The sequence below is a fragment of the Microbacterium sp. 70-16 genome (assembly GCF_001898315.1).
Lineage (GTDB): Bacteria > Actinomycetota > Actinomycetes > Actinomycetales > Microbacteriaceae > Microbacterium.
Window position 1 is genome coordinate 280,300 of sequence record NZ_MKTQ01000028.1, and the last position, 18,463, is coordinate 298,762.

Annotated in this window: 17 protein-coding genes, 1 tRNA gene and 1 riboswitch; of the genes, 8 read left to right on the forward strand and 10 right to left on the reverse strand. The window is 67.8% G+C overall.

Annotated elements, in window-relative coordinates:
• Nucleotides 1-139 precede the first annotated feature (139 nt).
• Nucleotides 140-1,024 (forward strand): Cof-type HAD-IIB family hydrolase, encoded by an 885-nt coding sequence (locus tag BGO46_RS13400; RefSeq protein WP_292675384.1) that lies wholly within the window; start codon nt 140-142, stop codon nt 1,022-1,024.
• A 155-nt stretch (nt 1,025-1,179) separates the two neighbouring features.
• On the opposite strand, the gene BGO46_RS13405 is transcribed toward BGO46_RS13400, so the two are convergent.
• From BGO46_RS13405 to BGO46_RS13415, 3 genes are all read right to left on the reverse strand, one after another.
• Entirely contained in the window at nt 1,180-2,022 is an 843-nt protein-coding gene (locus tag BGO46_RS13405) for an NAD(P)-dependent oxidoreductase (RefSeq protein ID WP_292675387.1), read from the reverse strand.
• Nucleotides 2,019-2,795, reverse strand: coding sequence for an enoyl-CoA hydratase/isomerase family protein (locus BGO46_RS13410; RefSeq protein WP_292675388.1), 777 nt, complete (start codon nt 2,793-2,795; stop codon nt 2,019-2,021). The genes BGO46_RS13405 and BGO46_RS13410 overlap by 4 nt, the downstream gene beginning before the upstream one ends.
• A 184-nt stretch (nt 2,796-2,979) precedes the next feature.
• Entirely contained in the window at nt 2,980-3,741 is a 762-nt protein-coding gene (locus BGO46_RS13415; protein ID WP_292675391.1) for an SDR family NAD(P)-dependent oxidoreductase, read from the reverse strand.
• Nucleotides 3,742-3,885: 144 nt separating this feature from the next.
• Between BGO46_RS13415 and BGO46_RS13420 the strand changes: the two genes are divergently transcribed.
• On the forward strand, nt 3,886-4,245 hold the full coding sequence (locus BGO46_RS13420; protein WP_292675394.1) for a DUF488 family protein: 360 nt from the start codon (nt 3,886-3,888) through the stop codon (nt 4,243-4,245).
• 82 nt (nt 4,246-4,327) lie between these two features.
• Here BGO46_RS13420 and BGO46_RS13425 read toward each other — a convergent pair whose 3' ends face one another.
• From BGO46_RS13425 to BGO46_RS13435, 3 genes are all read right to left on the reverse strand, one after another.
• The gene (locus BGO46_RS13425; protein ID WP_292675396.1) at nt 4,328-5,116 is read right to left on the reverse strand and encodes an energy-coupling factor transporter transmembrane component T; all 789 of its coding nucleotides are present in this window, start codon (nt 5,114-5,116) and stop codon (nt 4,328-4,330) included.
• On the reverse strand, nt 5,113-6,603 hold the full coding sequence (locus BGO46_RS13430) for an ATP-binding cassette domain-containing protein (RefSeq protein ID WP_292675399.1): 1,491 nt from the start codon (nt 6,601-6,603) through the stop codon (nt 5,113-5,115). The genes BGO46_RS13425 and BGO46_RS13430 overlap by 4 nt, the downstream gene beginning before the upstream one ends.
• A 13-nt stretch (nt 6,604-6,616) precedes the next feature.
• The gene (locus BGO46_RS13435) at nt 6,617-7,261 is read right to left on the reverse strand and encodes an ECF transporter S component (RefSeq protein WP_292675402.1); all 645 of its coding nucleotides are present in this window, start codon (nt 7,259-7,261) and stop codon (nt 6,617-6,619) included.
• Nucleotides 7,254-7,363: riboswitch (TPP riboswitch) on the reverse strand. It overlaps the preceding gene by 8 nt.
• A gap of 39 nt (nt 7,364-7,402) precedes the next feature.
• On the opposite strand from BGO46_RS13435, the gene BGO46_RS13440 reads away from it, so the two are divergent.
• Together BGO46_RS13440 and BGO46_RS13445 are read left to right on the forward strand one after the other, a co-directional pair.
• The gene (locus BGO46_RS13440) at nt 7,403-8,929 is read left to right on the forward strand and encodes a D-alanyl-D-alanine carboxypeptidase (protein WP_292675439.1); all 1,527 of its coding nucleotides are present in this window, start codon (nt 7,403-7,405) and stop codon (nt 8,927-8,929) included.
• Nucleotides 8,930-9,198: 269 nt separating this feature from the next.
• The gene (locus BGO46_RS13445; protein ID WP_292675404.1) at nt 9,199-10,089 is read left to right on the forward strand and encodes an aldo/keto reductase; all 891 of its coding nucleotides are present in this window, start codon (nt 9,199-9,201) and stop codon (nt 10,087-10,089) included.
• Nucleotides 10,090-10,148: 59 nt separating this feature from the next.
• Here the strand turns inward: BGO46_RS13445 and BGO46_RS13450 are convergent, their stop codons facing one another.
• Together BGO46_RS13450 and BGO46_RS13455 are read right to left on the reverse strand one after the other, a co-directional pair.
• Nucleotides 10,149-11,270 carry an acyl-CoA desaturase gene (locus tag BGO46_RS13450; RefSeq protein WP_366246839.1) on the reverse strand — a complete coding sequence of 374 codons (1,122 nt, stop codon included), beginning with the start codon at nt 11,268-11,270 and terminating at the stop codon, nt 10,149-10,151.
• A gap of 157 nt (nt 11,271-11,427) precedes the next feature.
• Nucleotides 11,428-11,997, reverse strand: a complete 570-nt coding sequence (locus BGO46_RS13455; RefSeq protein WP_292675411.1) for an NADPH-dependent FMN reductase — start codon at nt 11,995-11,997, stop codon at nt 11,428-11,430.
• A gap of 277 nt (nt 11,998-12,274) precedes the next feature.
• On the opposite strand from BGO46_RS13455, the gene BGO46_RS13460 reads away from it, so the two are divergent.
• A tRNA-Ser gene (locus BGO46_RS13460) sits at nt 12,275-12,365 on the forward strand.
• An 893-nt stretch (nt 12,366-13,258) separates the two neighbouring features.
• On the opposite strand, the gene BGO46_RS14665 is transcribed toward BGO46_RS13460, so the two are convergent.
• Together BGO46_RS14665 and BGO46_RS13465 are read right to left on the reverse strand one after the other, a co-directional pair.
• Entirely contained in the window at nt 13,259-13,933 is a 675-nt protein-coding gene (locus BGO46_RS14665) for an ImmA/IrrE family metallo-endopeptidase (RefSeq protein WP_366246838.1), read from the reverse strand.
• Nucleotides 13,815-14,177: a helix-turn-helix domain-containing protein gene (locus tag BGO46_RS13465; RefSeq protein WP_292675414.1), complete on the reverse strand. Its 363-nt coding sequence runs from the start codon at nt 14,175-14,177 to the stop codon at nt 13,815-13,817. Before BGO46_RS13465 ends, BGO46_RS14665 begins: the two co-directional genes overlap by 119 nt.
• A 116-nt stretch (nt 14,178-14,293) precedes the next feature.
• Here BGO46_RS13465 and BGO46_RS13470 point away from each other — a divergent pair, with 116 nt between their 5' ends.
• The 3 genes from BGO46_RS13470 (at nt 14,294) to BGO46_RS13480 (ending at nt 17,786) form a co-directional block, all read left to right on the forward strand.
• Complete coding sequence (locus BGO46_RS13470; RefSeq protein WP_292675417.1) at nt 14,294-14,770, forward strand: hypothetical protein; 477 nt, start codon at nt 14,294-14,296, stop codon at nt 14,768-14,770.
• 379 nt (nt 14,771-15,149) lie between these two features.
• On the forward strand, nt 15,150-16,616 hold the full coding sequence (locus tag BGO46_RS13475; protein ID WP_292675421.1) for a ThiF family adenylyltransferase: 1,467 nt from the start codon (nt 15,150-15,152) through the stop codon (nt 16,614-16,616).
• Between the two features lie 93 nt (nt 16,617-16,709).
• A complete protein-coding gene (locus BGO46_RS13480) occupies nt 16,710-17,786 on the forward strand; it encodes a hypothetical protein (RefSeq protein WP_292675423.1) in 1,077 nt (358 codons plus the stop codon).
• Nucleotides 17,787-18,463: the final 677 nt, after the last annotated feature.

Genomic DNA, 18,463 nt, shown 5'->3' on the forward strand with positions numbered 1-18,463 from the left:
GACGGGCACTACATCCCGCCCACCGCAGCGGCCGCCATCCGCAGGGCCCGGCTCTGCGGATGCGGGTGGCTGCGCCGGGCGGGGTGCGCCGGGGTTCGTGCCCAGACTCCGTTCACCCGAGTACGAAAGGATGGATCACGTGACTTCTGCTGAATCCCGTCCGCGAATCGTGTTCCTCGACGTCGACGGGACGATCCTCGAGCACGGATCGGTCATCGCGTCGTCGACCGTGACGGCCATCCGTACAGCACGCGCGAATGGGCACCTCGTCTACCTGTGCACGGGCCGCGCCGAGGGCGATCTGCACCCGTCCGTGCGCGAGATCGGCTTCGACGGGGCGATCACCAACGGTGGCGCCTTCGCGACGCGGGGCGATGAGCTTGTCGTCGCGCACCCGATGGAGCGCGCCGATCTCGACCGGCTCACGGGGTATCTCGTCGACCACGGCATCCAGTTCTTCCTGCAGTCGCACGAGGCCGTCTTCGCGAGCGAGGGCATCTTCGCGATGATGGCCGACTTCCTGCGCATGCGCGCCGAGCGCCGACGCGAAGACCTGCACCACCTGGGACTCGACGACAGTGATGACCTGCTCGACAGCGTCATGGCCGAGGCCAGCCAGCGCTACCGGCCGCTCGAAGAGGCGCCGCTCGACGAGATCGCGAAGGCTGTCTTCATCAGCGGCGACTCCGACGCCGTCACCCGCGCGCAGCGCGATCTGGGCGACCGCTTCCACGTGATCCCGGGCAGCATGCCGCTGCCCGGCGGATCCAACGGCGAGATCTCACCCCTCGGGGTGAACAAGGGCGCGGGCATCCTCGAGATCTTGGCGCTGCTCGGCCGCGACGCCGCCGACGCAGTCGGCATCGGCGACAGCTGGAATGACGTCGAGATGTTCGAGGTGTGCGGCGTCTCGTTCGCGATGGGCGGCGCCGATCCCGAACTGCAGGCGCTCGCGGGCCGCACCACGACCGGTGTCCTCGACGACGGCGTCTGGAACGCCTTCGTCGAGATCGGCCTCGTCTGACCCCGCGCCGCGGGTGCGCTCGCGCCACGGCGCATAACTCAGGCAATCTGACCTCTGAGCGGCCGTGCAGGCCGTGCAGGCCGTGCAGGCCGTGATCCTGCCTGCGTTATGCGCCCGCAATCACGCGCGCTGGCGGTGCGCCACGGCGCCGCGGGTCACAAGAAGATGTCGGGGAACAGCTCACTATCGGGCGTGCCGGCCGTCGCGGCGTAGCCGGAGAAATCGGTCACCCCGGCATCCCGCAGCACCTGCTCGACGATGAGGGTCTGCCCCGTGTACTCGCGCGCGGGGCGCGTGAGCACCTCGTAGGCGGCGTCGGCGTAGACCTCGGGCGTGCGACTGACCTTCATCATGCGGTCGCCGCCGAGCGCGAACTGCACGGCGGCGGTCGCGATCGTCGTCTCGGGCCACAGGGTGTTCGCGGCGATGCCGTCCTTCGCGAACTCGGCGGCAAGGCCGAGCGTGGCCATCGTCATGCCGTACTTCGCGAGCGTGTACCCGGTGTGCGCGCCGAGCCACCGCGGCGTGATGTTCAGCGGCGGCGACAGCGACAGGATGTGCGGATTCTCGGCATCCTTCAGGATCGGCACCGCGGCACGCGACAGCATGAACGTTCCGCGGACGTTGACGTCCTGCATGAGGTCGTACTTCTTCGTGGCGAGGTCGAGCGAGCCCGACAGATCGATCACCGACGCGTTGTTGATGACGATGTCGATGCCGCCGAACTCGCCCTGCGCCTTCAGGACGGCCTCGGTGATGTCGTCGTCGCTGCGGACGTCGCCGACGATCGGCAGGGCGCGCCCGCCCGCCGCCTCGATCTCGGCGGCGGCCGAGTGCACGGTGCCCTCGAGCTTCGGGTGCGGGGTGTCGGTCTTCGCCATGAGCGCGATGTTCGCGCCGTCGCGCGCGGCGCGCAGTGCGATCGCGAGGCCGATGCCGCGGCTGCCACCCGACATCAGGATCGTCTTGCCGGCGAGGCCGGCCCCTGAGCTTGTCATGCCTTCTCCTTACGTCGGGCGGATGCCGCGGCGAACGCCGCCACCCGCACGCGGGATTCTTCGGTGTCGAATGCGGCGCCGATCGTGCGCGCCTCGTCGGCGAGGTTGTCGGCGAACGAGCGACCCGCGCCCGTGCGGACGAGCCGTTTGGCCTGTCCGAACGCGGCTGTCGCGTTCTGCAACCAGAAGTCGGCGACCTCAGCCGCGCGCTTTGCGGGGTCGATCGAGACCTCGCTGATGAGGCCCCAGTCGAGGGCCGTGTCGGGGTGGATCGTCTCGTCGCGCAGCAGCAGTCGCAGCGCACGCGTCTGGCCGATCGCCGCCACGAGCAGCGTCGAGACGCCGAGGTCGGGCGTCAGTCCGATGTTGGCGTAGCGGCTGACGAACTGCGCGCGAGGCGACGCGACGATGTAGTCGGCCGTCAGCATGAGGCCGAGTCCCCCGCCCGCGACGGCGCCCTGCACCGCGGCGACGATCGGCTTGTCAGACTCGACGAACGTGCGGATGCCGTCGTGGATGACATCCGCCATCGCCGTCACGTCGGTGCCGCGCGCGCCGCCCGACCCCATCTCGAGGACGTCGCCGCCGGCGCAGAAGGCAGGCCCCGCGGCATCCAGGATCACGGCACCCACGGAGGGGTCGGCGGTGACCTCGTGAGCGAGGTCGCGCCAGCGCCGCCCCATCTCGAAGCCCATCGCGTTGAGCGAGGCGGGGCGGTTGAACGTGAGGCGCGCGAGCGCGCCGTCGCGCGTGTACAGGATCGAATCGGTCATCAGCGGCTCCTTGGGTCGGTCACGAAGGCGTTGGCCACGGATGCGGTCGCAGCGGGCGTCCCGCAATAACTCAGGAACGACGCCCCTCGCTGCGGACCCGGGCCGCGGAATTCCGCGGCCCGGCGTGCGGCAGGGACGCGCAACTCCTGAGTTATTGCGGCGAGGTCGTGGAGCATGCCGCGCGTCACTTCGGCGCCATGCGGATCGCGCCGTCGAGGCGGATCGTCTCGCCGTTGAGGTAGCCGTTGTCGACGATGTGGGCGACGAGCGCCGCGTACTCGTCGGGTCGGCCGAGGCGGGCCGGGTAGGGCACCTGCTCGCCGAGGCTCGCCTGGGCGGCTTCGGGCAGCCCCGCGAGCATGGGGGTCTCCATGATTCCCGGTGCGATCGTGCAGACGCGGATGCCGTAGCGCGCGAGCTCGCGCGCGATCGGCAGCGTCATCGCGTGCACTCCGCCCTTGCTCGCGGAGTACGCCGGCTGGCCGATCTGGCCGTCGAAGGCGGCGACGGATGCCGTGTTGATGATGACGCCGCGGTCGCCACCCTCGGTCGGCTCGGTCTTCGCGATCGCGGCGGAGCTTTGCGCGATGACGTTGTAGGTGCCGATGAGGTTGACCCGGATGATCCGCTCGAAGTGCGCGAGGTCGGTCGGCGCACCCTCGCGGTCGAGCACCTTCGCGGGCGGGGCGACGCCCGCGCAGTTGACGACGACGCGCAGCGGCCCGTGGTCGCCGGCCGCACCGACCGCGAAAGCGATCTGCTCGGGGTCGGTCACGTCGGCGGGAACGAAGGTCCCGCCGATCTCGGCCGCGCGCTCGGCTCCCGGCGACGTGGGCAGGTCGACGATCACGACGTGCGCGCCCGCGGCCGCGAGGCGGGTCGCGGTGGCGAACCCCAGACCGCTGGCACCGCCCGTGACGAGGGCGGATGCTCCGACGATGTCCATCTGTTCTCCTTCGAACGGGCGCTACCGCGTATCAGCATACGCGGTACTGAGTCTCACATGCGATCTTTTGCGGGATGCCTCCGCGTACCCCTCCATCTCAGCATGGGCCTGGCGACGGCGCGAGCTTCGGAGTTGACTGCGAGCATGGAGTTGCAGACCAAGCACGTGTACGACGAGGCATCCCCCGGCGACGGATACCGGGTGCTCACCGACCGGTTGTGGCCGCGGGGACTCTCGAAGGAGCGCGCCCACCTCGACGAGTGGGCGAAGGAGCTCGCCCCCTCGACCGAGCTGCGGACGGCGTTCCATCACGAGGGTCTGCCGTGGCCCGAGTTCGAGCAGCGCTTCCGCGCCGAACTCGCCGCCAACCCCGAGCTCGCCGAGCGCGCGGCAGCCTGGGCAGAGCACGACGTGGTCACGCTGCTGTACGGGTCGCACGACGCGCAGCACAATCAGGCGGTCGTGCTGCAGGAGGTGCTGGAGGCGAGGGCCGAGGGTCGCTGACCCGGCATCCGCTCGCCTTCATCGGTTCCGATACGCGGCTCGCGGGCCGTCACATGGGACGGACGAAGCTCGCCCACGCGCGTCACCCCGGCCCGAGGATGAAGTTCCACGTCCCCGCGGCGACGGCGGATGCCACGGCTACGGCCGAGATCGCCGCGCCGATCGCGACGAGGGCCCACTCGCGTCCGCCGAAGCGCGACTCGCGCGCCCACGTGCGTCGCCCGGGGGCGCCGAATCCGCGGGCCTCCATCGCGGTCGCGAGCTTCGATCCGCGCCGGATCGAGAGCACGAGCAGGGCGAACGCCATGCCGACGAACCGGCGCACACGCCCCCGGTCGGCGACACCCCGCGCCCGGCGCGCAAGCTCGAGCGCGCGCCAGTCGTCGAGGAAGAGCCCGACCATCCGCAGCCCGGCGAGCGCCCCGAGCACGAATCGCGCGGGCAGCCGCACGATCTGCGCGAGACCGTCGGCGAGATCGGTCGGGTCGACCGTGACGAACAGCACGACCGACGGCAGCGCGACCGCGAGCACGCGGAACAGCGTCGCGACCGCAAGTGTCAGCGAGCCCTCGCTGATGCGGATCACGAACCACTCGACGTACACCTGACCGGATGCCTCGCCGTACAGCGCGATCGTCAGCGCCGTCAGCGGCGCCGCGATCCACACCGGCAGCGTGCGCAGCCAGAACTCGCGCCAGCCGAGCCCCGCGAACAGGAACAGCAAGCTCTCGAGCACAAGCGCCACCGCCGCCGACACCCAGTCGAGCGTCAGGATCAGTGGCAGCGCGATCAGCGCGCTCGCGGCGAGCTTCGCGACGGGGTTGATCCCCGCGACCACCCCGGTGCGCGCACGCGTGTCGAGCAGGGTCATGTCGCCGCCCCCAGCACGAAGCGCCGCGCCTGCAGCGCGCGCACGACGGCGTCGTCGTGCGTGATCGTGACGATCGCGACGCCGTCGTCGCGCAGCGCGGCGAGCATCGCGACGAGCTCGGCCCAGGTGCGGGCATCCTGCCCGAACGTCGGCTCGTCGAGCACGAGTACGCGCGGCGCCGTCGCGAGGGCGGCCGCGACTGTCAGCCGCCGCTTCTCACCGCCCGACAGCGTGTACGGGTTGGCGCGCGCGAGCGGCGCAAGCCGCAACCGCTCGAGCAGTTCGCCGACGCGCGGCGCAATCACGTCGTCGGTCAGCCCCAGCGCGCGCGGACCGACCTCGAGCTCTTCGCGCACGGTCTTCGCGAGCAGCTGATGCTCGGGGTCCTGGAACACCATCCCGATGCGCGTCAGCAGCTCGCGTGACCGCCACGCGATCGGCGACCCTCCGGCGTCGCCGGCGAGAACGGATGCCGCGGTCACCTCCCCCGCGGCCGCCGGCAGCAGCCCCGCCAGCGTCAGCCCCAGCGTCGACTTGCCGGCGCCATTCGCGCCCACGATCGCGAGCGCCTCACCCGCCCGCACCTCCAGATCGATGCCCGACGCGACCGGCACACCGCGCACGCGCGCGACCGCGAGATCCCGCGCGTCGAGCAGCACCTCGCCGCCGACAGAAGAACCCGCAGGCCCCAAACCACCCACAGACCTCAAGCCACCCACAGAAGCCGGAACCACCGGCGGAATCCCCGGCACCCACACCCCGGCATCCGCCAGCTCGGCACCGCGCTCACCGAGCACCGCCTCCGGCGACCCGTCGGCGATCACGCCGTCGGGCCCGATCACGATGACGCGGGTCACGAGCGGCAGCCACACCTCGACGCGGTGCTCGACGACGACGAGCGACGCGCCGGTCTCGTCGAGCACGCGCTCGACGGCACCACGCACTTCGGCGACGCCGCCCGGGTCAAGGTTCGCCGTCGGCTCGTCCAGCAGCAGCAGGCCGGGCCGCATCGCGAGGGCGCCTGCGAGCGCGAGCCGCTGCTTCTGCCCGCCCGACAGCGCCTTGGTCGGCCGGTCGAGCGGGACGTCGAGCCCGACGGCATCCAGCGCCCAGCGAACCCGAGGCCAGATCTGCTCGCGCGGCACCCCGAGGTTCTCGCACCCGAACGCGACGTCGTCGCCCACGCGCGCGAGGATCATCTGCGCGTCGGGGTCTTGCAGCACGAGTCCGCTGCGTCCGCGGGATGCCGCGGCGAGCGCGCCGTCGACGAGCAGCTCGCCGTGCGACTCGCCCTCGTCTTCACCGCCGAGCACGCCCGCGAGTCCCTGCAGGAGCGTCGACTTGCCCGCGCCGGAGGCGCCGAGCAACAGCACGCGCTCACCGGGCTCGATGTGGAACGAGACGTCGCGCAGCGCCCATGCCCGCCGCGACGCGTGGCGCCAGCCCCAGCCGTGCGCGTCGACAGACGCCGGCGCGACGGACTCCACCCGCACGCCCGGGTCAGACCAGCGCGCGGCGCTCGCGCCCCGAGGCGAAGCGGTCGAGCGCGCCCGTTGCGGCGAGGCCCCGCGCGAGCACCCACGACAGGCCACCCGCGATGACGGCGCCCGAGACGACTGTGCTGATCAGGTAGACGGTCGTGAACGTGGCATCCGCCCCCGCGTACCAGAGGATCAGGTTGTTGATGCCGCCGGCGAACGCCGCAGCGGCACCGGCGACCAGCGCGACCGGCAGCGACCACGCCCGGTAGAGGAAGAGCAGGAAGATGATCTCGGCGCCGAGGCCCTGAACAAGCCCCGCCTCGATCGTGAGGAAGCCGCCCCACTGGTTGCCGACGAGCGCCGAAACGACCGCGGCGAGCGTCTCGACGTAGATCGCGGCGCCGGGCTTGCGAATGATGAGCGCCCCGAGCACGCCCGCAAACAGCCACGGCCCGTCGAGCAGGCCCTGCAGGCCCGGCAGCAGTGGGTCCAGCAGCGCCTTGGGTCCGAGATAGCCGAAGTTCCAAAGCAGGAAGATCAGGCCGGATGCCACGCCGATGACGCTGGCGACGACGATGTCGACGATGCGCCAGCGCAGGCGACCGAGGGCCGAGTTTGCGGCAGACGTGGGCCGAACGGTGGATGGGGACGCAGATGCGTGCATGTTCTCTCCTCCCTGCGCCGGCATGATCCGGATCAGGTTCGACGGTCGAAGCGTGGTTCGCTTCCTCTCAGCCCGGCTCACCGGACTCCCGTGGTTGTGTCGTTGAGTATAGCTGTGACCGGGTAGTTTTGGCGGGTGACCATGGAAGACGCGCCACCATCGTCACGTCGCGCGCGCCGTGAGCAGGCTGTCGCCACCGGCGAGATCGACGCACCGACGGGCACGGGCACGGATGCCTCCGACGCTGACACCCCCGACACCGACATCCTCCGCGCGGACGACGCCGTAGCATCCGTCCTTCGACCCACACCCACATCTGCCCCGGCCGGTCGCGTCGCTCTCGGCTGGATCGACGAGGACGCCGTCGCCGCGCGTCTCTCGCCGCAGGATCTGACCAGCTCGACGCATCCGTACGCGGCCGCCTACCCCGACCTGCTGGCCCGCCGCCCGCGCCGTTCACCGGTGCGAGCGGGCGTCGTCGCGCCGGTGCTCGGCACGCTCGGCCTGCTCGGCGCGTACGCCGCGACGACGCTGCTGTGGCCGCTGTACGCGGTCGCACCCGCCGTGGAGACCGTCGCGATCGCCGACATCACCTCCCCTGCGACGGCCGTCGTGTGGCCGACCGAAGGCTCGGCCGCGATCGGCGTCGCCGGCTTCGACGGATCACCCGCAACGACGACGGATGCCGTGCCGATGGCGAGCATCACGAAGCTTGTGACGGCGCTCATGATCGTCGAGGAGCTGCCGCTGTCCGTCGGCGAGAGCGGGCCTGAGTTCTCGTTCACCGCGCGCGATCGCCAGACGTATTACAACTACCTGGCGGCCGACGAGTCGGCGCTGAATGTGCCGGTCGGGGGAACGCTGACGGAGTATCAGATGCTCCAGGGCATCCTGATCGGCTCTGCCGGAAACTACACCGACCACTTGGCGAGCACCATCTGGCCCACCGACACCGTCTTCGCCGCGGCGGCGACGAACTGGCTGTCACGGCACAATCTGACCGGCATCACCGTCGTCGAGCCGACGGGAATCGAATCGGCCAACGTCGCCGACCCCGCCTCACTCATCACCCTCGCCCGGTATGCGATGGCCGATCCGGTGATCGCCGAAATCGTGCGCACACCGTCGGTGACCCTGCCGGGAGCCGGCGAGGTCGTCAACACGAACGACCTGCTGGCCGATCCCGAAGTCGTGGGGCTCAAGACCGGCACGCTCTACGGCGCCTACAACCTGCTCGCCGCGAAGGAGATCACCGTCGGCGACACAACCGTGCGCGTCTACGCGACGGCGCTCGCCCAGACCAGCGATGAGGCCCGCGACAGCGAGACGGCGAGGTTGCTGAGCGACGTCGCGGCCGAGGTCGCGCAACCGCGCGTCCTGCCGGCCGGCACCATCGCCGGTGTCGTGACGACCGCGTGGGGCGCGACGGCGAACATGGTGACGGATGACGAGGTGTCGCTGCTCCTGTGGAACGGCGCGACCGCCGCGGTCACGAGCGACCTCGCGCTCGGCGATGCGCGCGAGGCGAACGACACCGTCGGCTCGATCAGCACGAAGGGCCCGCTGGGCACGGCATCCACCGGCGTTCACCTCACGGCCGACATTCCGGGGCCGGATGCCCTCTGGCGCCTCACCCACCCACTCGAGCTCTTCGGCCTCGTCGACTGAGCCCGCCAGCAGCCCCGCGACCGCCGGGGCACGAGTCCCGTCGACAGCAACGCGATCATCGCGCCGAGGATCACGAGCGCGCGCTTCGCACCGTGCCCGAGCGGCACGACCCGCTGCACCGACTGCCGCAGCGTGACCGCGATGATGTCGGGCGACTGCACGTAGCGCTGCAGCGGGGCCCACGGCCCCTGCACGAGCACCGCGTCGCAGGTGGCAGGCTGGAGGGTGTCGGCCGGAGCCGGCGCCTCGCCCACGACCGGAGGTCACTCATGCAGCAGCGCCACATCGGAGAGTTCACCGTCTCGGCGATCGGTCTCGGCGGCATGCCGATGTCGATGAACGGCGACAATGAGTTTCCCGACCACGAGACGGCGATCGCGACCGTCCATGCCGCGCTGGATGCCGGGGTCACACTCATCGACACGGCCGATATCTACGCGCCCTCGTGGGATCTGATGGGTCACAACGAGCGGATCGTGCGGGATGCCCTGGCATCGTGGGACGGGGATCGCTCGGGCATCCTCGTGACGACCAAGGGCGGGATCACGCGCACCGCTGAGAAGGACTTCGGTCGCGACGGATCGCTCGCGTACCTGCGCAGCGCCGTCGAGCGCTCGCGCGAGAACCTCGGCGTCGACGTCATCGACCTGTACCAGTACCACCGACCCGACCGGTGGATGGTCTACGGCGAGATCATCAAGAACCTGGCGACGCTGAAATCGGAGGGACTGATCCGCGCGATCGGCATCTCGAACGCGAGCGTCGAAGAGATCGCCATCGCGCAGGAGGTGCTCGGCGAGGGCGAGCTTGTCAGCGTGCAGAACGAGTTCTCACCGCGGCATCCGGGTAGTTACGACGAGCTGCGCTACTGCCACGATCGCGGCATCGCGTTCTTGCCGTGGAGCCCCCTGGGTGGCACGGGTGGCGGCGGCCGCACGATCGGCGAGCGGTTCGGCGTGTTCCGCCAGATCGGCGACGCGCACGGCGTGAGCCCGCAGCAGGTCGTCCTGGCGTGGGAACTGTCGCTCAGCCCCGTCGTCGTGCCGATCCCCGGCGCGCGGCGCCCGGCATCCATCACCGACTCTGCACAGGCGGCCGACCTCGCGCTGAGCGACGACGAGCTCGCCCGCTGCTCGGTCGCCGTCGGACTCGAGGTCTGAGGGGCGGCCGCGCGGGCGATGTCTGAGGCGCGGCCGCGCGCGTCAGGGCGATGGCCCGGTCAGACGCGACGGTAGGTCGCGACCATCGGGCAATCGAAGGGATCGCGTGCGGCAAGCCCCACGCGGTTGAGGTAGTCGATCACGATCGCGTAGGAGCGTCCGAGCGACGTCTCGACATACGGCACGCCCAGCGTGGCGCACTGTTCGCGCACGATCGTCCGCGCGTGGGAGAGGTACGGGCGCGGCATGTTCGGGAACAGGTGGTGTTCAACCTGGTAGTTCAGCCCGCCCATGAGCCACGTCGCCCACCAGCCGCCGCGGATGTTGCGGGACGTGCGCACCTGCTTGCTGAAGAAGTCGAGCTTCGCATCCGGGGCGATGATCGCCATGCCCTTGTGGTTGGGCGCGAACGAGGCCCCCATGTACACACCGAAGACGGCCAGCTGGACACCCGCGAACGCGAACGCCATGCCGATCGGTAGGAAGACGAAGACGGGGACGACGAAGATCGAGAAGCGCAGTACCAGCAGGCTGATCTCGATCCAGCGACCCTTGACCTTCTCGCGGCTGGCGAGGTGACGGAAGGCGAGCGCGTGCAAGTTGAGACCCTCGAGTGTCAGCAGCGGAAAGAACAGCCACCCCTGCCGCTTCGTGATCCACCGGCGGAGGCCGCGGGCGCTCGCGGCATCCTCATCGAGGAACGAGATCGTGTCGATCTCGATATCGGGGTCCTTGCCGACCTTGTTGGGGTTGGCGTGATGGCGGGTGTGCTTCGTTGTCCACCACGAGTAGCTCATGCCGACGACCCCGTTGGCGAGCAGGCGCGCGAGCCGGTCGTTGCCGGGTCCGGAGGAGAGGATCTGCCGGTGGGCTGCTTCGTGGCCGAGGAAGGCGACCTGCGTGAACAGGATGCCGAGGGCGCCGGCGATCAGCAGTTGGAACCAGCTGTGCCCGAACAGGATGAAACCCGTGATGCACCCGGCGAAGCCGAGAGCGAGGGCGGTGCCGACGATCGCGTAGAACCACGGGGTACGTCGCAGCAGGCCCATCTCGCGGACGACCTGTGCGACATCGGTGAAAGCGCGGGTCAAGTGCGGGAACTCTGCTGTGCCCGCGTACGTCTGCCGGACGGGTCCGAGGCGAGCCTCGGTAAGTGACGAAGAGATGATCTGCCCCCGGATGTTCGGGGCCCTGAGGCCGAGAAGCCATGGGCTGCTGCCGATCGCTGTGGCCTACCGTACGGGCAACGACATGGCCGGCGCGGCATGAAGGCGGATTGAGGGCGAATCCTCAGGACCGCCGGCCGCCGACCACCGCCGACTCGAGGTCTGAGGGGGTCTACTGCTGCCGGGGAAGCACGGTCAGCACGCGTTGCACGTGCTCGCGGAACTCGGCCATGAAGCCGCGGAGGAACTCTTCGGTGCTCGGGTTGTGCACCGTGCCGTCGGCCGCGAAGACCTCTGGCGAGAAGGTGATGTAGGCCTCCGGCGCGGTCATCTGGCGGGCGTTGCAGAAGCTGAGCACACCGCGCAGACTCTGCTGGGCCACCGCCGTGCCGATCTGACCGATGGATGCCCCGATGACAGCAGCGGGAATGTGGTCGAAGGAGTTCTGCCCCCACGGGCGGGAGGCCCAGTCGATCGCGTTCTTCAGGCCACCGGGGATGGAACGGTTGTATTCGGGGGTCACGAACAGCACGGCATCCGAGGTCTCGATCGCGTGCTTGAGGGCGACCGCCGCCGCCGGGTAGTCGGCGTCATAGTCCGGGCTGTAGAGCGGGAGGTCCCGGATCGGGATCTCGGTGAACTCGAGGTCGTCGGGCGCGAGTCGGATCAGCGCCGACGCGAGCACCCGGTTGATCGAGGTCGAGGAGAGGCTCCCGACGAAGTATCCGACCTTGTACGACATGTTGTTGCTCCCATCGCTGCGGTCCTGACCGGACGTGTGGCCAGTATGCGTCGCCGCCGCGCGGCGCACCAGCCCCTTGGGGTTGGACTTCGCGCGCGCGGCCCGGCACGAAGTTGGCGCAACACGCGGCTACCCCCGTGGAGTTCTCGCGTGTCGCGCCAACTTCTTGGCGCTGCAAGCCTCGCGCACCCTCGGCGCGTGCTTTCGAGCGACCGCTGGATACCCTGGCATCCAGCGGTGTTTTTCGCACCCGCGCGCGTGTCGTAAGATAGACGACGGTGACGTGTCCGAGCGGCCGAAGGTGCAACTCTCGAAAAGTTGTGTAGGGTAACCCCCTACCGTGGGTTCAAATCCCACCGTCACCGCCAGAAAAACACCATATCAGCGCTCCTTTCGAGGGGCGCTGATTGGCGTTTGGGTAAAGAATGGGTATGAATTCTTTACCCATTCCCGCTCGCAGAGGCCCGAGATCGCCGCCGAGGCTTCGCGTATTCCCGCCTGTCACCAGGACTTTCCTACGGCTGGCAACCCTCACTTACGGTGGGAATCTCGCCCACGGTAGGTGACGTGCATTCGATCGGCGTGCGCCGGTGTGTTTGTTGGCCTCTCGACAGGCCACCGGCGGTCGCAGGCGTAGTCAGAATTGGCCACGCGATTGACGTACCTCGATCGGGCATCATTCCGGGCGGCTCAATCGAGCGGCCGCTCCTTTCGCCCTTGAAGATGTGACAGTCGCTCTCGCGGATGTACGGTTCACCACCGGCTAACGACACTCCCTGAGCTGCACGCCACGCAGCCTCCTGCGCAGCGGGCGCTGCATCCTGCCGGCGTGCGGTCGAGCTCGCATCGCGAGGGTCGGGATGGTGACTAGCGGGTTCAAGTGACGATCAGGGACTGGGCTGCACATGGCTGGTGCCCTCGCCGGCAATCATCAGCCCGCGGTCGCCGCGGCGCGAGCCCGAGGGCGACACGCGGCAATGTCCGACGCGGACTGTGTCGACACCCGCCGCGACCCGGCGCTCGTTCGCGATGAGATCCGGGGCTTCGACGTACCGTTCGTTCGAGTCCTGGGAGGCGAGTACAGGCCGATAGTCGGGGTGCAGAACATGTGAGGGCTACCTCGTCTTGGGACCGCAGAGGCCGCAGCTCGGCGCCCTTACCTCCGCGGTCGGCGCCGCCCTTTTGCCCCACACGAGCCACCCGTGCGCCTCCCGGACCCTGGCTGATTATGCCGCGAGACCGGACGGACCCCGCTACTTCATTACGCCCTTCGCTTGGCGAGCCTTCGTAGTCTGATGACGGTGCCGCCAGACTCCCGCATTCGCCAGACGGCCATTTCTTCGCTGACTCCATATTGCATGGCGAGTCCAGACGGCGCGCCACCACGGATGGCGTGCGAACGGGCCGCGGCGGCGGGGATCAGGAGAGCGCCTCCGAGCTCGGCAGCCTCTCGCTCGTGCTCGGACGACGCGCCACACTTTCCTTTCTGATCCATCCAAGATCCATTCAGACGATGCTCGCCCAAGATGTGCGCGATCTCATGGGTGAGGTCCGAGAGTATGCGTGGGGGGCTGTGGACGTGGTTGTAGAGAATCACATGACCTTCACCCTCGCGTAGGAGGGCTGCAGACCAGAGGTGGGGAGCCTCGACGGTGAAGCGTCTCAATGCCACTGGGTCATCGGTCGCCTGCGCAAGGGACAGGACGGGGACTCCCCACAGGGCTGACCAGCGGGGCACGTCGAATGGCTCGCTGGGTGTGAGTCCTATCTCATCTCGAACCTCGGTTGCGAGTCGGGCGAGCGCGGCCTTGTTCACGTCAGTTTGCGGGTCGGGTGCTCCGAAGAACCTGCAGACCGGACTTGAACACGTTCTCGAGCAAGGTCTTGTCGGTCTCGGTGAGGTCCTTCCGGGCGCGCAGAAGCGCCGCGACCTCACTCATCAATTCCGGCTCAGACTCCGTCCGCACGGTCGAGCCCAAGAAGTCGTCGGCCGACATCTTCAGCCACTGCGTGATTTGCACGAACGCGTCTAGGTCCGGTCGCTGCCCGTTCCGCAGCCGAGACAGTAACGAGGGACTCACTCCAATCTGACTCGCGGCTTGGCGCCATGAAATGTTCTCGGACTCGATCCTCGCGCTGAGCACGGCAGCAAGACGGCCGACATCAATGTGGGTAGGCATGTCGCTTCTCTCTTTCTGCGATGGTACGACACCGACCTGGTGTTGCGCTACTGAAACACTTCCGGTACCTTGAGTGTTGCAGTAGCAAAACACTGTCCCTCAAGAGAAAGGCTGTCATGTCCATCACCACGCAGGACCCGCGTCACGAAGATGCGGGACGGCGCCCGAAGATCGCGATCACCATCGATGGGGCGAGATTCACTACCCGCGATGACGACCAGGAAGCGGCCAGCCTTCTTCGCCTGGCGGGCCGTGATCCGAAGTCATGGAACCTCGCACGCCTGGTGCCCAGCGGCGAGCCGCAGCGGTTCAAGGACGGCAAGGTCATCGATCTCCGCGACGGCGATGCCTTCATCTCCGTCAAGCAGCGCGTCGAGTTGACCATCGTGATCGATGGCGAGTCCTTCACCACGAAGGATGATGATCAAGAAGCGGCCGCGCTGCTTCGCCTGGCAGGACTCAACCCGAACGAGTACGACCTCGCTCGAGTCCGCGACGGCGAAGAGCCGAAGGTCTACAAGGACACCAAGATCGTTGAGCTCCGCGACGGCGATGTCTTCGTCTCGGTGAAGCAGAGCAGCCCGGTCGCCTGATGGATGCCCAGGTCAGCTCCCCCGTCGCCGCGTTCATTGCGGACCTCGCCGAGCAAGGTATTCATGCGCGAGTAAACGGACCCGCTGTGGTCTACGAGGTTGTCGCGGTGACGGGGGCGCTGGCAGGTCAGTCCGTCTCGACCGCTGTGAGCATCAATGAGCTAGGGGGGTGGCCCGCGGCGCCGCCGCACTGGATTCATTTTCCGGCGAACGTGCAGTTCGCTTCCACGAACACCGACCTCATCGACTGTTTAGAGGGCTGGACGCGACATTCTCGAGACATCGGGAACTGGAGTATGGACCGGCCTGCGATAGCCAACTGGCTTGCGCATGTGCGGGGAGTCCTAGGAGGGGTATCGGCATGACAATCTCAATCGCTATGACACAAGAGCTCTCCAACGAACTCGAAGCACACCTCGCTCGCGCCGATGGGCAAGAGGATGTGGTCATCGCAACTTACGTCTGGTCGACGGGCAACACGCGACGCACCGCCATCCTGGGTCGGGCAGTCATGCCGGCTCCAGGCGAACGCAAAGTCCACGGCAATGCGTCGTTCACGGGCGGGTATGTCGTGAGAGCTGCCACCGAAGCGCGCGAACGGAGCGAGGGCATCGTGCTGCTGCACTCACATCCGGATGCCACGGGCTGGCAGGGGCTTAGTGGGCCCGACCACAACACGGAGTCCGAGTACGAACGCGTCGCACGTTCTATCACCGGCCTCCCTCTCGTCGGCATGACGCTCGGGACTCGGGGGAGCAGTTGGTCCGGCAGGGTCTGGGAAACCAGCGCGGAGCCAACCCACGCGGAGTCGGTGCGTGTCTCTGGTTCGACCCTGAGGGTAACGTGGAACGAAGACCGGCGCCGCGCGCCACGCGCCACTGAGTACCAGCGCCGGACTGTGGCCGCGTGGGGTGAGTCCATCCAGCGCGACATCGCGCGGCTCAAGGTCCTCGTCGTGGGCGTTGGCAGCGTAGGCCTGGATATCGCGGCAAGGATCGCAGCCACCGGTGTCGAGCATCTTGGCGTGATGGATGTGGACGTCGTCGAGGAGTTGAATCTTGATCGAATGATTGGGGCAACCCGTGAGGATGCCCGTGAGCGTCGATTGAAGACGGAGGTCGCCGCGCGAGTCGCGCGAACGGCTGCCACTGCTACCGATTTCGAGCTGCAGACCCACGACGTGAGCATCACCACTCCTGAAGGCTTGGCTGCGGCTCTGGACTACGACGTGATCTTTTCGTGCGTCGACCGACCGTGGCCTCGTGCGGTGCTCAATTCCGTGGCGTACGCCGACCTCATTCCGGTCATTGACGGGGGTATCGCAATCGATACTCTCCCTGACGGCCGAATGCGCGGCGCGACGTGGAAGACGCACGCCATCGTTCCGGGTCGGCCGTGCATGCAGTGCAATGGGCAGCTCCGTGTGAACGAGCTCACGCTGGATCGTGCGGGCCTGCTTGATAGCCCGAAGTACATTCGCCAGTCCGGCATCCAGCCCGGTACAGGTGCACCCAATGTCGCCGCGCTGGCCGCGTCCGTAAGCGCAGGAATGCTTGCCACGTTCGTCAGCTTGGTGGCAGCACCTGCCGGAATCGGAGTCCCGGCTCCGCTGCGGTACGCGTTGGCGGTTCACCAGCTCGAACATCTGCCCGCGACGAGCGGGATGTTCTGCACCTACGAGAAGGGGACGGCGCTGGGCGACAAGCGCCTCAGCCTCGTGTCCAACTCTTGCTCTCCGACGAGCCAGCGTACTGACTCGCGGCGGGGACGTCTCCGCCGATGTGCGCGGCGGTTGTTGGCCGCGTTCACCGGTCGGCTGGCTCGCTTGGCGGAAAGGACCGGGTAGTAGACCTGCGGCTTGGCTGCTGATGGCGGCGCAGCGCGCTCGGTACTATGCCGCTAGAGTTCGGAGGTCGAGTATTTCTGTGTAGGGAGACACATGGAAGCCCGCCCATCCAAGAAGCCTGCGCGCGCAGCGGAGCCGAAGCCTTCAGCCGGTGAACCGGTCCAAGATGCGCTCCCGGTCGACGAGCCGCTGACAGCTGACGATTCAGTCGACGACAAGGTGCGTTCCGAGAACGCAGATGGGGCTTCGGATCCCGTCGACGAATCGACGTCGCCTGCGGACTGGGACGTGCTGATGCTCCTCCAGATGGGACCTGGCGCCAACAGTTCGCTGATGCGACCAGTCGTGCAGGACATAATCCAGCGACTCGGGGGGCTCGATGCACCGCGAGAGCCTGGCTCTCGCATCGATGTCTGGCTGGATTCCCCTGGAGGGGATGCTCACGCAGCGTACAAGCTCGGTCTCTATTTGCGATCGCGGTTCGAAGTTGTCAACTTCGTCATCGTTGACTACGCCAAGAGTGCGGCCACGCTGCTCGCGCTTGCAGGCGACGAGATCTTCATGGGGCCGGCCGCAGAGCTTGGCCCGCTTGACACTCAAGAGAGCCGCGAAGGCGAGGTTCGGATGCGCTCGAACCTCGACACCGCAAATACCATCGACAACGTTTACTTCCAGGTCGTTTCGAACGCCATCGCGGCGGGCAGCGAGATTCTGCGATCCACCGCGTTGACTCGAGAACAGACCATTCAGCATGTGCTCGACTTCTCAGCCCAGTTCGCCAGGCCGCTTCTCGAGCAAATCGATCTAGTTGCCGTGAACGCCGCGAGCACCAGCCTCGACGTCGCGATTGAATACGGAGCCCGGCTACTGTCATACCGTCACAATCGGACCGGGTTCGCTTCCGCCAAGGCACGCATGTCTCAACTCGTTCGCGGATACCCCACGCACGGGTACGTAATCGACCGCGATGAGGCGCGAGACGGGCTGGGCCTACCAGTGAAAAATCTGGAGGACTACGGGCTGTTGTCTCAACTCGATGCTGTCTATGCTGGCGCTCAAAGCCAGCAAATGAACATCATCGAAATAACTAAAGCGTCAGCCATCGTTCGAGTCTCTGAGGAGGAAGAGCATGTGGAGCCTGAAGCAGGGACCGAGCCCGGAGCAGCATGAATCGCGGAGCGCCCGGTCGAGCTACGTCTTCAAGACCCGAAGAGAGGCGGGCTACGCCGCTCTCGACCGGATCCATGCTCGCAACGAGGCTCGACAGGGGCGGGTTACGGGCGAATGGCGGCGCGCGCTCCGCGAAGGGCGGTAAGTCCGCTTTGAACGGCCGTGGTGAACAAGGCCGTTCAATGCGGCGACGGTCCCCTAGGACGTGTCTGACAAAGGTTGAGGGGTCTGGCTGAGAATCTCGACGGGTGTCGCGGTTTCGATTGCTGCCGGATGCAAAAGGGGCGTTGATCCGGGAGATGCTGCCGCCGACCACTGGCGGCCGGGGCCGAAGTTCCCGGATGGGCGGCCGATGGTCGAGCGCAGCGCACCGCACCTTGACGTCCCGCACGGCTTGTCGAACGCTTCGCGTTCAACGAGCTTCGCCGGGTCGCACCCCGCTCGGGGACCGGAGATTTCAGAGGGGATCGCCGTTGCAGTGCGTGAGGTGGCGCAGGTGGTCGCGAACCAGCTGACACCGTCGCAGTTCCCGCTGGCGAGTGTTACCGCGTTCCTCTGTGGGCGCCATCGACGATCGCGAAACGCCCAGCAAGTACGAATCGGTCCCGCTCAGGTGAGTATTCGCGCTTCTGAGGGCCGCTGATATTGGGGTTCGGGGCCACCCTGCCGTCGACGCG